Source organism: Streptomyces sp. NPDC054783 (genome assembly GCF_053611725.1).
On the sequence record NZ_JBSHAY010000001.1, the window covers coordinates 616,616 to 630,575 of the forward strand.

At 72.4% G+C, this 13,960-nt stretch carries 11 protein-coding genes; 5 read left to right on the forward strand and 6 right to left on the reverse strand.

Annotated elements, in window-relative coordinates; translation table 11 throughout:
• The first annotated feature begins 3 nt into the window (after positions 1 to 3).
• The 3 genes from ACWGJ5_RS02830 to ACWGJ5_RS02840 all read left to right on the forward strand — a co-directional run bounded on the left by ACWGJ5_RS02830 (position 4) and on the right by ACWGJ5_RS02840 (position 2,568).
• Complete coding sequence (locus ACWGJ5_RS02830) at positions 4 to 471, forward strand: hypothetical protein (protein ID WP_453307990.1); 468 nt, start codon at positions 4 to 6, stop codon at positions 469 to 471.
• Positions 472 to 845: 374 nt separating this feature from the next.
• Positions 846 to 1,085, forward strand: coding sequence for a hypothetical protein (locus ACWGJ5_RS02835; protein WP_453307991.1), 240 nt, complete (start codon positions 846 to 848; stop codon positions 1,083 to 1,085).
• Between the two features lie 109 nt (positions 1,086 to 1,194).
• Positions 1,195 to 2,568, forward strand: coding sequence for a S41 family peptidase (locus ACWGJ5_RS02840; RefSeq protein ID WP_453308270.1), 1,374 nt, complete (start codon positions 1,195 to 1,197; stop codon positions 2,566 to 2,568).
• 6 nt (positions 2,569 to 2,574) lie between these two features.
• Here ACWGJ5_RS02840 and ACWGJ5_RS02845 read toward each other — a convergent pair whose 3' ends face one another.
• Positions 2,575 to 4,053, reverse strand: a complete 1,479-nt coding sequence (locus ACWGJ5_RS02845) for a glutamate-cysteine ligase family protein (protein WP_453307992.1) — start codon at positions 4,051 to 4,053, stop codon at positions 2,575 to 2,577.
• Between the two features lie 348 nt (positions 4,054 to 4,401).
• On the opposite strand from ACWGJ5_RS02845, the gene ACWGJ5_RS02850 reads away from it, so the two are divergent.
• The gene (locus ACWGJ5_RS02850) at positions 4,402 to 5,529 is read left to right on the forward strand and encodes a substrate-binding domain-containing protein (protein ID WP_453307993.1); all 1,128 of its coding nucleotides are present in this window, start codon (positions 4,402 to 4,404) and stop codon (positions 5,527 to 5,529) included.
• Positions 5,530 to 5,567: 38 nt separating this feature from the next.
• On the opposite strand, the gene ACWGJ5_RS02855 is transcribed toward ACWGJ5_RS02850, so the two are convergent.
• From ACWGJ5_RS02855 to ACWGJ5_RS02875, 5 genes are all read right to left on the reverse strand, one after another.
• A complete protein-coding gene (locus tag ACWGJ5_RS02855) occupies positions 5,568 to 6,278 on the reverse strand; it encodes a sulfite exporter TauE/SafE family protein (protein WP_453307994.1) in 711 nt (236 codons plus the stop codon).
• Complete coding sequence (locus ACWGJ5_RS02860; protein WP_453307995.1) at positions 6,275 to 7,723, reverse strand: amidohydrolase family protein; 1,449 nt, start codon at positions 7,721 to 7,723, stop codon at positions 6,275 to 6,277. The genes ACWGJ5_RS02855 and ACWGJ5_RS02860 overlap by 4 nt, the downstream gene beginning before the upstream one ends.
• A 36-nt stretch (positions 7,724 to 7,759) precedes the next feature.
• The gene (locus tag ACWGJ5_RS02865; protein ID WP_453307996.1) at positions 7,760 to 9,187 is read right to left on the reverse strand and encodes a uracil-xanthine permease family protein; all 1,428 of its coding nucleotides are present in this window, start codon (positions 9,185 to 9,187) and stop codon (positions 7,760 to 7,762) included.
• A gap of 272 nt (positions 9,188 to 9,459) precedes the next feature.
• On the reverse strand, positions 9,460 to 10,260 hold the full coding sequence (locus ACWGJ5_RS02870) for an SAM-dependent methyltransferase (protein ID WP_453307997.1): 801 nt from the start codon (positions 10,258 to 10,260) through the stop codon (positions 9,460 to 9,462).
• Positions 10,261 to 10,831: 571 nt separating this feature from the next.
• The gene (locus tag ACWGJ5_RS02875; RefSeq protein WP_453307998.1) at positions 10,832 to 11,422 is read right to left on the reverse strand and encodes a hypothetical protein; all 591 of its coding nucleotides are present in this window, start codon (positions 11,420 to 11,422) and stop codon (positions 10,832 to 10,834) included.
• A gap of 618 nt (positions 11,423 to 12,040) precedes the next feature.
• Here ACWGJ5_RS02875 and ACWGJ5_RS02880 point away from each other — a divergent pair.
• The gene (locus ACWGJ5_RS02880; RefSeq protein ID WP_453308271.1) at positions 12,041 to 13,921 is read left to right on the forward strand and encodes an ATP-binding cassette domain-containing protein; all 1,881 of its coding nucleotides are present in this window, start codon (positions 12,041 to 12,043) and stop codon (positions 13,919 to 13,921) included.
• The last annotated feature ends 39 nt before the right edge of the window (positions 13,922 to 13,960 follow it).

The window sequence follows — 13,960 nt, forward strand, 5'->3', positions numbered from 1 at the left end:
GCCATGGACGTCACCGTGCAGTTGGTGCGGACCGTCTGGACCAAGCGGTCACGCGGCGGCGCGGCCGCTGCCCGGCGGAACGCCGTGCCGGTCGGGTTCCCGTTGCCCGAGGTGCCGTTGGACGGCGCGCACACCGTGTGGGTGGCCGAGCGGCACGGCTTCGAGCCCAGGGAGAGCCGGACGGATCTCGGCGGCATCAGCGTGAGCGTGCGGGAACGGGACGGCGGCCTCCGGGTGTTCGTCCACAACGGCTTCGGTGTGCCGCTCCGGCCCCGCAGGCCGCCGGCGGTGTGGCTGCCGCCCGGCAAGTGGCTCCGCCGGCAGCTCAACCACCGCTCCAGCAGCGCCTCCGGGATGGCGGACTGGTCGTACTCCCTCGACACCTTCAACGTCGCCTACGGCGCGGTCGAGCGTGACGTGTTCCTCGGGGAACCGGCCGTGCTGGTCGACGAGTGCGGGCCGGTGCGATAGCCCGGTGGCGCCTGCGAGAGGACCGGGCTCCCGGTCCGTCGTGTGACACCGGGGGGACGCCCATCGCACTCACGCCCGAAGAGCGCTTCGCCATCACCGAGTTGTTTTCCCTGCACGGCCACCTCGTGGACGGCGGACAACTCGACCTCCGCAGTGGCGCTGGGTGCAGGGAATCGCGTTGCCCGTCACGTCACCGACGTGGTCGCGGTGGAATCGGCGGACGGCGGTGGCCACGCCCGGTCCAGGGGGCTCGGTGCCGCGCCCGGACGGGTCGGTACGGACACCGGTGGACCTCGCCCTTGCGCCCTTGCACCGCCGCTGCGCCGGAGGTCTCCACGCGGGCTCAACCAGGACCGAACGGGCATCATGTGTCCGTGACGACCGATCTGCCCACCGTGACCGTACGCCTGTGGCGCGCTGATGCCGTCGTGCTGTTCGACTGGCTGATGAGCACGAATCTCGACTCGGTGCCAGTGACCCACCCTGCCCGGAAGCAGGCGCTGGCGGACCTGCTGGCCCGGTTCGAGTCGGACACCGACACCGACCTGACCGGCTCGACCGCCGCAGAGATTGCCGCCGCTCAGGAGGAGGTCGCCAGGGACATGGGCTGGTGACAGTACGGGGGTTGTCCCCCGTTCCGGTGCCCCGGGTGGCCGGATGGTGCGGGCCGGGATACGTGGGCGACGGTGGTCTCCCGTGGACACCCGTCGGAAGGACACGCACGTGCGCACCCTCACGGCCACCGCCGTCGCCCTGATGCTCGCCGCCGGAGCCGTACCGGCCGCGGCCGCCGCAGGCTCCGGGCCGCCCCCCACCGACGGGGTGTGGCGCATGGACGGCTACGGCACCGTCCTCGTCCTCGGCGGCGGAGCGCTGCAGGAGTACCAGACGACATCCGTCAGCTGCCTCGAGGGCGACACCTCACGGCAGGCCGGTCCCGGCACCTATGCGGCGCCGGACGGCTCGATGCTCACCGTACGGACCCTGCACGACCGCGATCACGCGGTGCTCGGCGCGGACAGCTCCGTGGGACACCGGAAGCTGCGCCGCCTGACCGCCCTGCCCGCCCAGTGCACGCGCCCCGCCCCCACGGACCCGCGCACCGCCTTCGACATCTTCTGGCGGACCTTCGAGGAGAACTACCCCTTCTTCGCCCAGAAGCACATCGACTGGCACGCCGTCCGCGACCGGTACCGCCCGCTGGTGCACAAGGACACCACCAAGGACCAGCTCTTCGGCATTCTCAGCGACATGGTGCGTCCGCTGTACGACGCCCATGTCACGCTGGTGGACGGCGACCGCCTCTTCGGCCAGGTCCGCCCCGGTACGCAGAGCCCGAGCCCCGAACTCGACGCCAGGGTGAAGGAGTTCATCACGGCCCGCGACCTCGGGGACACCTCCCACCGCCAGGACTTCGCCGCGGGCCGGATCACCTACGCCGACCTGCCCGGCAACCTCGGCTATCTGCGTGTCTCCGGATTCGGCGGCTATGCCGGCAAGGACGCGCCGTACACCGCCGAACGGGCCGAACTCGACCGGGCGTTGAACACCGTGCTCAAGCCGAGCCGTACCGAGCGGCTCAAGGGGCTCGTCATCGACCTGCGCATCAACGGCGGCGGCTCCGACAGCCTCGGTATCCGGATCGCCGAGCGGCTGACCGACACGCCGTACACCGCGTACGCGAAACGGGCCCGCAACGACCCGGCCGACCCCACCCGCCACACCCGCCCCGAACCCGTCCCCGTCGTGCCGGCCGACGCGCCCCGCTACACCGGACCGGTCGCCGTCCTCACGGGCGGCTCCACGGTCAGCGCGGGTGAGACCTTCACACAGGCGCTGCTGGACCGCCCCGGACGGACGGTGCGGATCGGGCAGCCCACCCAGGGTGTCTTCTCGGACGTGATGGTGCGCGACCTGCCGGACGGCCTGCTCTTCGGCCTGCCGAACGAGGAGTACCTGACCCGCACCGGCCGCACCTACGACGGCACCGGCATCCCGCCGCAGCTGACCGAACCGGTCTTCACCGAGGAGGAGTTCGCGAAGAACCGCGACTCGGCCTTCGACCGCGCGGTGAACCTGCTGAGCGGACGCGGCTGAGCCGGCTCAGTCCACCGGCCAGGTGTGAGCGGGGGCGTTGAGGTGCATGTAGTCGATGTACAGCTGGGTCATCCGGCGCAGGGCCTCGTGGCGGTCGGCGCGCGTGATGGCGTCGAGGTGGTGGAACATCTCCATCTGCCACACGGCGCCGTTGCGTGCCGCCACACAGCGCTGCTCGATGATGCCGAGCAGCGGCTCCCGCCACGCCTCGTCCATGCCGGACTGTTCGAGTCCCCGGTGCGCCAGCGGCAAGAGCCTGCGCAACACCAGCTCCGGGACCGGCACCTCGCCCATCCCGGGCCAGTACAACAGGGCGTCGATGCCGCGCCGGGCGGCGGCGTGCAGATTGTCCTCGGCGGCCGCGAACGACATCCGCGACCACACCGGCCGTTCCTCCTCCACCAGGGCCCGGGTGAGGCCGTAGTAGAAGGCACCGTTGGCGAGGGTGTCGGCGACGGTCGGTCCGGCGGGCAGCACCCGGTTCTCCACCCGGATGTGCGGAACGTCGTGGGAGACGGCGTACACCGGGCGGTTCCAGCGGTAGATCGTGCCGTTGTGCAGGGTCAGTTCGCCGAGTTCCGGGATGTCGCCGCGATCCAGGGTCTCCGCAGGGTCCTGTTCGTCGCACAGCGGGAGGAGGGCGGGGAAGTAGCGCAGGTTCTCCTCGAAGAGGTCGAAGACGCTGTTGATCCACCGCTCCCCGAACCACACCCGGGGCCGTACGCCCTGCACCTTGATCTCCTCCGGGCGGGTGTCCGTGGCCTGTTCGAACAGCGGGATACGGGTCTCGTGCCACAGCTCCTTTCCGAACAGGAACGGTGAGTTCGCCGCCAGCGCCACCTGGACCCCGGCGATGGCCTGCGCCGCGTTCCAGTACGGGGCGAACTCCTCGGGAGACACCTGGAGATGGAACTGCGTGCTCGTGCACGCGGCCTCCGGGGTGATGGTGTCCGCGTAGGTGCGCAGCCGGTCCACGCCGTCCACCTCGATGCGCAGATCCTCACCCCGGGCCGCGAAGATCTGGTCGTTGAGCAGCTGGTAGCGCGGGTTCTCCGACAGGGTCTCCTCGCCGATGTCCTCCTGGCGCAGGGTGGGCAGGATCCCGATCATGATCAGCCGGGTGCCGATCGACCTCGCCCGCTCGTCCGCGTGGTTCAGCGCGGCGCGGATCTCCGACTCCCACGCGTCGGGACCGCCCGCCGTCAGCCGCCGGGGCGGCACGTTGATCTCCAGGTTGAAGCGGCCCAGCTCGGTGGACCAGGCGGGGTCGGAGATCGCCTTCAGCACGTCGGTGTTGCGCATCGCCGGCTCGGCGTCGTCGCCGACCAGGTTCAGCTCGATCTCCAGACCGACCTGCGGCCGCTCGGACTCGAACCGGGACTCGCGCAGCATCTGCGCCAGCGTGTCCAGGCACGCGTGCATCTTGATCCGGTACCGGCGGCGGTCCTCGCGGGTGAAGACGAGCGCCGGGACGTCGCGTCCCATCGGCCCTCCATGATGCCCCTCGTCGCAGCCTCCTTCATTCAGCGTCGCACCGACAAGCGAGCCTCACCAGGCACGGCCGGCACCTGCGGGCCGACGCAGCCCCGGAACTCTCCGGCCCCTGCCCCGGCGCGGCGGCGCACGAGCAGGGGCGCACCGGGCCGTGGTCCGTGTACACGGCCGTGCACAGCGCGTGTCCGCGCCCGATGCGGTCGGCGCGCGGAGCGCAGCCGTTGAAAGCGCGCGCGGCGAGCAGTGCCGGTGCACCCGCGCCCGAACCCGCGCACAGGTCCCGGCGGCAGCGGCAGGGGCCGCTGGCCCCGACGCGGTGGAGGTTGCGAAGATGGGCCCATGACCACCTCGCACGGCGCTCGTCGGCCCACGATCGCCGACGTCGCCGCGGCGGCGTCGGTGTCGCGCACCACGGTGTCCCACGCCCTCAACGGCATCGGCAAGGTCGATCCGCGGACCCGCGAACGCATCAAGAAGATCGCCGCCGAGCTGGGGTACCGTCCCAACCTGCGCGCCCAGCGGCTGCGCAGGGGCCAGGCCAAGGCCATCGCGCTGGCCTCCTCGATGCCGTTCGCGGTGGCCGGCGGCCCCTCGCGGCTCGGCTTCTACATGGAGGTGGCCGCCGCCGCGGCCGAGCGGGCCCTCGTCCACGGCTACGCCCTGGTGCTGATCCCGCCGGTGCAGTCGGGCTCCGCGCTCTACTCCGTCGACATCGACGGCGCGATCGTGGTCGAACCCGCCGCGGACGACGCCGCCGTGGCCCAACTGCGCGAGCGCGGACTGCCGTACGTCGCGCTGGGCCGTCCCACCGCACCCGACGACGACGCCCCCTATGTGGACCTGCACGGCGGCAGGGTGGTCGAACTGCTCCTGGACCACGTGCGCGACCAGGGCGCCCGCAGCCCGGCGCTCATCGTCGGCGCGGGCACCCGGCACTCCGCGGTCGACGCCCGCGCCGCCTTCGAACGGATCGCCGCCGCGCAGGGCAGGCCGGCCGTCGTCGCCACCGCGCCGGAGGACGGCGGCGAGCAGGCGGGGTACGACCGGTGTGCCGAGCTGCTCGCCGAGCACCCCGGCATCGACGCGCTGTGCGTGCTCGTCGACGCCTTCGCGGTCGGTGCCGTACGGGCGCTGCGGGACGCGGGCCGTCGTATCCCCGACGACGTCATGGTCGTCACCCGGTACGACGGGCTGCGCGCCCGCACCTGCGAACCCCCGCTCACCGCCGTCGACCTGGGCCTGGACCAAGCCGCCGCGGACGCGGTGGAACTGCTGCTCGCCCGGCTGGGCGCGCGACCGGCCGCGGACGCGGCAGCCGTGCGGACGGAAACCGGGCCGGCGGAAACCGGGCCGCCGGAAACCGGGGGCGGGCCCCCGGCCGCCGCCGTACCCCGGCTCGTCCCGCGCGCCTCGTCCCTGCGGCGTCGGCCGACCGCCCTGGAAGGGACGCCCCCGGGAGCGGAGTAGAAGGGGACGCTTCGGAAACGGCTGAGGAGCCGTCGGGGTCACGTACCCGCCATGAGCGCCACCCCCGACACCAGGGCGAAGACGAGAACGAAGGCGCGCATCCTCTTCGCGTCGAGGCGCCGGTGCACGAGGCGGCTGAGCCAGGCTCCCGCCGCGAGCGCGGGCAGCAGCAGGAGCGCCCAGCCCATGTCCGCCGGACGGCCCCGTCCGGAGACGAACAGCAGGGCCAGCGAGGCGACTTCGCCCACCAGGAAGCAGGCGGCGACCGTGGCCCGCAGCTCGCCGGGCGGCCGGTGCTGGTAGACGAGCGCGAGGGGCGGCCCGCCCACGCCGGTCGCGGTCTCGGTCAGCCCCGTGACGACACCGGCGCCCAGGTAGGCACCGCGCCCGGGCACGAACGACGGCACGACGAGGCTCACCACGGCCGCCAGGACCGTCGCCGCGCCGACCACGGCTCCGAGAGAGCCTGCCGGGATCGCCCACAGCAGCGCCAGCCCCGCCGGTGTCGCCGCAAGGCGCGCCGCCGTGATCCAGCCGGCGCCGCGCAGATCGAGGCTGTGCCGTTCACGCCAGGCGACGTACAGGTTGAGCGGGATCATCGCGGTCAGCACGAACACGGGCAGGAGCCCCGGATCGAGCAGCCCCGCGACCGGCGCCACGATCAGCGCGAACCCGAGGCCGCTGGCCCCCTGCACGAAGGCGGCCGCCGCGACGGTCACCGCCAGCACCGCCAGCGTGCCGCCGTTCATCGCCGGTCACCGGGACAGGGCATGTCCCCGGCCGTCCCCTCGGCGTGCGCCGCCGTCCGTTGCCGAGCCGCCACGGATGTCGGATGGGCCCGCGTCACCCCGGCGCGCCGTACCACGTGCGGGGCCAGCTCGGCAGCCCGGCGGACCAGTGCCGGGCCGTCCCAGTCCGGCGGCCAGCCCCGCCACAGGCGCAGGCGCCCGGCGACGAACACGGCGGTGAGCTGGTCCCGGTTGCCGCGTCGCACCAGTTCCCACGGCAGGTCCCAGGACGGCCGCATCTCCGGCCGGTCGAGGTCGACCAGGAGGAAGTCCGCGGCGGCACCGGGCACGATCCGTCCCGTGTGCCGACCCAGTCCGACCGCGTCCGCGCCGCCCGCGGTGGCCCGCTCCCACCACGTCCAGCCGGCGCCGCAGGAGGAGTCCCCGCTGGCGAGGCCGTAGGTGAGCCGCTGGGTGAACTCCGCCGCGTCCGTCAGCCGGAAGCCGTCCCCGCGGGTCCCGTCGGTGCCCAGTCCGAACCGGATGCCGCGCTCGGCGAAGGCGGTCGCCGGGGCGACGGCGTTGCCCTTCCACGCGCTGGCCACCGGGTTGTAGCTCACCGCAGTGCCGCTGTCGGCGAGCAGTGTGACCTCGGCAGGGGTGAGCAGCGTCGCGTGCGCGGCCAGCAACTGCGGGCCCAGCGCGCCCACATGGTGCAGATACTCCAGGGGCCGCAGCCCGTGCCGGACCAGTGAGCGCTCGACGGCGACGAGGTGTTCGTTCGCATGGATCTGTACGACCGTGCCCGCGTCGGCGGCGAGCCGTGCCGTCGCGGCCAGCGTGTGCGCCGTCGCGGCCTCCGGCACGGACACGGCGAGCGAGGGACGGACCAGGTCGTCATCGCCGTAGCGCGCCAGGTGCTTCTCGGCGGCGGCGAGCACCGTCTGCGGATCCGCGTCCGCTCCGGTGCCGTCCGGGACGTCGTTGCAGACGAGGCCCAGCACACAGCGGATCCCCGCGTCCCGCGCGGCTGAGGCCACCACGTCCACGTCCACCGAGGCCCGGGTCCCCGACTCGGCCACCGTCGTGAAACCGCCCCGCAGGGACTCCAGCGCGGCCAGTTTCGCGGCGACGTAGGCCGACTCCTCGTCCAGGGCGCGCTCCAGCGGCACCCACACCCGGCGGAAGATCTCCGACGGCTCCCCGAAGGCGAGGGCGCCGCCGAAGCTCTGCGTCAGATGGTGGTGGGCGTCGACGAAGCCCGGCATCAGCGCGTGCCCGGACAGCGGCAGCGGGGTCAGCGACGGGTGCGTCCGGACGATCCGCTCGACCGGGCCGACGTCGCGGAACACGCCGTCCCGCACCACCACCGCGAGCTGCTCCAGCGGGCCGTCGGGAGTCAGCGTCACATCGGGGACCAGCAGCAGCGCGTCGTCGCGGAGCCGGTCGGGGGTCAGGTCGGTCATGCTTCTCCGTTGTTCGAGAGGTGGCGGTGCGGGAGTTCAGGCACGGGCGGCCGGACTCGGCGCCTCGGCGGGCACGGCGGCACCGGTGTCCGCGGCGCGCCGCCCCAGGTGGTGGAAGACGACGTTGAGGACGGCGGCGACGAGGGTGCCCACGGCGACTCCGCTCTCCAGCAGGATCCGCACGTCGGACGGGAACCCGGCGTAGACGCCGGGGACGAGGATCGGCAGCAGCCCCAGCGCGAGCGCGACGCCGCAGGTCACCGTGGCGGTGTGGTCCTCCAGCCGAGCCCGGCCGAGCATCTGCACACCGAGTACGGTGATCACCGCGAACACGACCATCGCTGCGCCCCCGACCACGGACGACGGCATCACACTGATCGCGCGCGCGACGGGGGTCACGAAGCCCAGGACGACGAGGACGACGCCCGCGGCGGCCGTGACGTACCGGCTGCGCACGCCGGTGACCCGGACGATGCCGATGTTCTCCCCGCTGGTCACCATCAACGGCAGCCCGAAGCAGCCGCCGAGCAGTGAGGTCAGCGCGTCCCCGCGCACCGTGCGCGGCACGTCGGTGCGGACGTCGATGTCCTTGCCGACCGCCTCGGCGTTGATGACGGTCTGCCCGGTCGCCTCCGCCATGGACGCGAGGCTGTACAGCATCAGCGGCAGCGCGGCGAGCAGGTCGAAGACGGGTGCGCCGAACGGCAACGGCCTGGGCACGCCCACGAGTTGACCGGAGAGCGCGGACCCCGCGTGGACCTGGCCGAGAACGAAGGCGAGGGCGGTGCCGACGGCGAGGCCGAGCAGTACGGCGAGTTGGCGCAGGACTCCGCGCAGCAGCCGGGTGGAGACGACGATCAGGCCGATGGTGGCGAAGGCGAGCCCCAGCCGTACCGGGTCCGCGAAGCCGGGCGTGCCGGGCTGCCCGGTGACCAGCAGCGCGCCGACCTTCACCAGGTTGACCCCGACGATCACGATCATCGTGCCGATGACCAGCGGAGGGAAGAACCTCAGCAGCCGTGCGAACAGTGGCAGCACCAGGAAGGTGAAGGCGGCGGTGAGCAGCACCGCACCGGTCGCCGTGCGCAGCCCGTGCTGCTGCGCGATCGACAGGAACAGGATCAGCGGCGCACCGCCCGGCAGCATCACGAACGGCAGCCGTGGCCCGAACTTCCACGGGCCGAGGGACTGGACGAGCGAGCCGACCCCGGACAGCAGCAGGGCCGCCGAGAGCAGGTCGACGGTGATGCCCGGGGCGAGCCGAAGGGTGGCGCTCATCAGAAAGATCGCGGAGATCGGTGTGGCCGCCATGACGAGGACGTGCTGGATGCCGAAGAGCAGGATCCGCCCGAGGGGGCGGGACTCGTCGACGGGGTGCACGGCACCGGGTTCGGCGGACGGTGCGGGAGTGGGGTTGTCGGACGGTACGGGGGTGGGGTCGACGGGATGTACGGGACTGGACACGCGCGGGCTCCGTTCGGCTCGCTCGGCGCAGGCCTCGACGATCCGGCCGGGACGGCGGCCAAATCGATTTGGCCAAATCGATTTGGCCGTCAGTATGGAGCCGCCGACGGGGGGTGGGTCAAGGGGGTGAACGGCAAACGGAACACCGGGCCCTGCGCGCCGGGCCGGGAGGCCGGGTGCGCAGGGCCCGGTGCGGGGAAGGGGAAGGGGGAGGGGAGGGGAGGGGGACGTAAGGGCGGGACGCCTCGATGTCCCTGCCGGAGGTCCAGGATTCAGCCGGTCTTCCGGGCCACGCCTCCGTAGAAGCCGATCGCTTCGGAGCCGGGCGGCGGAGTGGTGTCCGGGCGCCAGAACGGAACCTGGGTCAGGCCGGGCTCGACCAGTTCGAGCCCGTCGAAGAACCCCTCGACCCGGTCGCGGGACCGCAGGTTCATGGTGGCGGTCGCGCTGTTGTAGACGGCTTCGGCCTCGCTGCGGTCGTCGGCGAAGTCGCCCGTCGCATGCGAGAGCACCAGGAAGCTGCCGGCCGGGAGTGCGTCTCGCAGGGTGGCCACGATCCGCTCGGGCTCCTCCGCGTCGCGGATGAAGTGCAGGACGGCGACGAGGAACAGGGCGACCGGCCGGCCGAAATCGATGATCCCGCGGACCTCGGGGTGATCGATGACGGACTGCGGATCGCGCAGGTCGGCGAGCACGATGCTGGTCGTGCCGGCCCGGCTGAGCAGCGCGTCGGCGTGCGCCTTCACGATCGGGTCGTTGTCGACATAGGCGACGCGCGCGTCCGGGGCCGCCTCCTGGGCGACCTCGTGCACGTTCGGCGAGGTGGGCAGCCCGGTGCCGATGTCGAGGATCTGGCGGACGCCGCTGCCGATGACGTACCGGACCGCGCGGTGCAGGAAGGCGCGGTTGGCCCGCACGGAGATCCACACCTCGGGTGCCGCCGCGGCCAGTTGGTCGCCCGCCAGCTGGTCCACCTCGTAGTTGTCCTTGCCGCCCAGGAGGTAGTCGTAGATCCGTGCGGGGTGCGGCTTGCTGGTGTCGATGTGCACGGCCTGGCCGCCTTCCTGAGTCACGCTGTGCTCCTCTCCACGACCGTCACGGCCTCGGCCCCGCAAACGGTTGGCCAAAGCTTCCCATATCAACTACCGGGTGCGCGCACGGAGTTCCCGGAGCTCAGGATGCGATCCTGACGGCCGGGCAGGATGCCGCACACAAATCGGGGCGTCTGCGGTGGGTGGTGTCCGGGCACGACCGGGAGAACCGGGCGTGTCTCACACGGCCGGGCCTGCCCGTACGCCCGGCCGTGCCCGGCACTCGGACGGTCTGCCCTGCGCATCGGAGGTACCTCAAGGGCCGGGCATGTGCCCGTGCGTCGGACGCATCTCCCGGGCCGGCCTGCCCCGTGCACCGGGTGGGCGTCACCCGGGCGGCCCGTTCCGCTGGCCTGTGTGTCGTCGGTGTCGGATGGTCGGAACAAGATCGGTGAGTCGAAGCTTCGTCCGACCGGTCGCGGGTCGTCCCTCCGTGTCCGTGACGAGGCGGGCCGACGCGCCGGGGGCGGGGAACGGTTAATCCATGCGCTCGGGTCGTTCCCCGCCCTTCCAGCCCTCCCGCCCCGGCTCGGCCGGGGCTCGCCGCTGTCGCTCAGTGCCCGCCGGAGGAGTCCGAGCTGCTTCGCGCGGGAGCCCTCCACCCGCCGGAGACCTCCTTGGCCGGCTTGTGCGGGAAGCGGCGTTCGGCGTACCGCTGTGCCTTTGAGCCCGGCAGGACGTAGAGCGTCCCGGTCTTGTCCAGGAGGGGCAGCAGGACCGTGTCCAGGTAGGCCCTGCGGCCGTCGAGATACGGGCCGAGCACGTCCTCGCCCGCGGGGCAGACGGCCAGGCGGTAACCGGACTTGTAGCGGGGCCTGAAGGCGAGGCTCTGCCCCATCGACGCGTTCTCCGGATGACTGACCCGGGAGCGGAAGTCGGCGGGGACTCCCGGTAGTCGTGGGTCGTGCAGGCCAGGGCGTCGAACGAGCCGTCCTTGCCGATCGGCGCCCACCGGGCAGGCCGCGACACACAACTTGCAGTCCAGGCAAGGGCTGTGGTCCAGCTTCTGCCCGTACGCGGTCACCGAGGCGTCCACGAGCACCTTGGCGAGCAGCACGTAGTTGCCGAAACGGAGGTGGATGACGTTGCGGTGCAGCCCCATCACACCAAGGCCGGCGGCCACCGCGACCGTCTTGCGGGCCACCACCCAGATGCGGCCCGGGAAGCGCTTGGTGGAACTCCTGGCCGGCCACGCTGCGCGCGGGTGAGCGGGTGTTGTCGCGGTTCATGCGGACCATCAGCGAGACCGGCGGGCGCGTTCCGGGCAGCGCGGCGAGGACGTGCTCGCGCTCCCTGGCGAGGCCGGGGTGTGCCAGGCTCACCGCCGCGTCGTCGTCCGCTCCCGTCTCCAGGCACAGCGTGCGCAGCCAGGCCGTGTCGATCAACGGCGGCGGCGCGGCCCGATCGCCGGCCGGCCGAGCGGCCAGTACGGCTCGTACGGACGGGTGCCCGGCGAGTTTCGCGCGCGGGGCTCGCCGGAGACCTCGCGGCGCTGTGTCCCCAGTTGCCCGAGCAGGCGTCCGCAGGCGGTCGAGCGGCGAAACCTCACTGGTCACAGCCGTCGCGAGCACCGGCGTTTCGGCCACGTACCGCGGTCGCGGAAGCCCTGGGGGGCTGCGACCGCGCGTTCGACGCCCCCGGAATCCCGGGTCCGCGCTTCGTCCGGAAACGCGTGCGTTCGAATCGCTCGCGTCGTCGTTGAGCTGGGCATCCCCGGACCATCCAGGTGCGGTGCCGACCCGAAGGAGGGACGCAGGTGACCGTGACCGACGCCTCGACAGAAGACTTCCCGCCACCCCCTCCGCCGCCGGCCACCATCAGCTACGAGGGCAAGTTCGGCAAGAACCCCCTGGAAGAAGCCAGCTTCCGCAGGATGTGCCGGCGGCTGCCGTCGGTGCTGCGCAGCACCGCGAGCATGGCCTGGTCCGTCGACCGTTCCGGCGTCGTCCTGCTTCTCGTCTGCCAGCTCCTCACGGGCGTCTCGGCCGCCGTGGTCCTCGGCTGCACCGCGCAGGCCATGACCCACATCCTCGGCGCGGGCCCCGTGTCCGAACGTCTGCAGGGGGCCCTGCCCGCGCTCGTGGTCGTCACCGCGGCCGCGGCGGTCGGCCGGATCGGCCGGGCCCTCGCGTCCTACGCCGACGGGCGGATCACTCCGCGGCTGGTGACCGAGGCCGACGTGGCGCTCGTCTCCGCCGTCTGCCGGGTGGAGGCCTGTGCCCACGACGAGGACGGCTTCACCGACCGTCAGGAGGCCGCCGAGGTCGGCGTCACCCGCACCACCACGATGGTCAAGGACGCGCAGCAGTTCCTGGCCTCGCTCATCCGCATGATCGCCGCCGGCGGGGTCATCACCGCACTGCACTGGCTGATGCTGCCGCTGTTGCTGCTGGCCGTCCTCCCCGCGGGCCTGGGGGCCGTGCTCTCCGCCCGCGTCGACTACGAGACGCACTACGCCAATGTCGGCGACCGCAACGTACGCGGCATGATGCGCTGGTGGGCCACCTACTCGCGGCACGGCGACGAGGTCCGCGCGAACGGCATGACCGACTACCTCGTCTACTGGTACCGCGCGCTGTCCGAGCGCATCGACCGGCGCACCCTGACCGCCGCGCCCCGCATGCTCCGTATCGTCCTCGCGACCTCCGCTCTCGGCGGTGCCTTCCTGCTCATCACCTGGGCCGCCCTCGCCTGGCTCGCCATGACCGGGCGGGTCGCCCTGCCCGTCGCCGCGACGGCGGTGGTCGCCGTACAGACCACACTCGCCGCGCTGTCCCAGTTCGTGCAGTACGGCGCCGCGATGTTCCACACCTCCCTCTACCTCGCCGACATGCGTTCCTTCCTCGACATGGCCGCCGAACGCGCCCCGAAACGCGGGGAGCTGGCGATCCCGGGTCTGGTCGAGGAGATCCGGCTCGAGGAGGTCGTCCACCACTACCCCGGCAAGGACGAGCCCGCCGTGGACGGTGTCTCCCTCACCCTGCGGCGCGGCGAGATCCTCGCGGTCGTCGGCGAGAACGGTTCCGGCAAGTCCACGCTGACCAAGCTCATCACCGGCATCCTCCTCGCCGACAAGGGCCGGGTCCTGTGGGACGGTGTCGACCTCGCGCGTGCCCGGCCCGACTCCGTGTGGAGCCGGACCGCGCTCGTCCCGCAGAACTTCGCCTGCTGGCCGCTGCGTGCCAGGGAGAACATCACGCTCGGTCAGCCCCGCACCCATGACGACGGTCCGGTGTGGGAGGCCATCGATGCGGTCGGCATGCGCGAAGCGGTCGAGCGGCTTCCGCACGGGCTCGACACCCTGCTCGCACGCGAGATCTTCGGCGGCGCCGAGCTGTCCGGCGGCCAGTGGCAGCGCCTGGCCTGCGGGCGCGCGCTGTACCGCCGTACGCCCCTGCTCATTCTGGACGAGCCGACATCACAGATGGATCCGCGCGGTGAGCACCAGATCTTCCTGGAGATCAAACGCATCGCCGCGCGGCGCATCACCATCGTGGTCACCCACCAGCTGGAGAACACCCGCCTCGCGGATCGGATCGTGGTCCTGCAGAACGGCCGCGTTGTCGAGCAGGGGAGCTACGACGACCTGGTGCACGCCGACGGGCTCTTCGCCGAACTCGTCGCTCTGGCCAAGGACCGGTGAGGGAAGGGGGCGGTGTCCTGCCCTCGTCGAGCGCCCGTC

What these genes read in the sequence shown, in the direction of transcription:
- ACWGJ5_RS02855 (WP_453307994.1), bottom strand. Translation starts at nt 6,278, where the DNA reads ATGAACGGCGGCACGCTGGCGGTGCTGGCGGTGACCGTCGCGGCGGCC.
- ACWGJ5_RS02850 (WP_453307993.1), top strand. Translation starts at nt 4,402, where the DNA reads ATGACCACCTCGCACGGCGCTCGTCGGCCCACGATCGCCGACGTCGCC.
- ACWGJ5_RS02845 (WP_453307992.1), bottom strand. Translation starts at nt 4,053, where the DNA reads ATGGGACGCGACGTCCCGGCGCTCGTCTTCACCCGCGAGGACCGCCGC.
- ACWGJ5_RS02830 (WP_453307990.1), top strand. Translation starts at nt 4, where the DNA reads ATGGACGTCACCGTGCAGTTGGTGCGGACCGTCTGGACCAAGCGGTCA.
- ACWGJ5_RS02860 (WP_453307995.1), bottom strand. Translation starts at nt 7,723, where the DNA reads ATGACCGACCTGACCCCCGACCGGCTCCGCGACGACGCGCTGCTGCTG.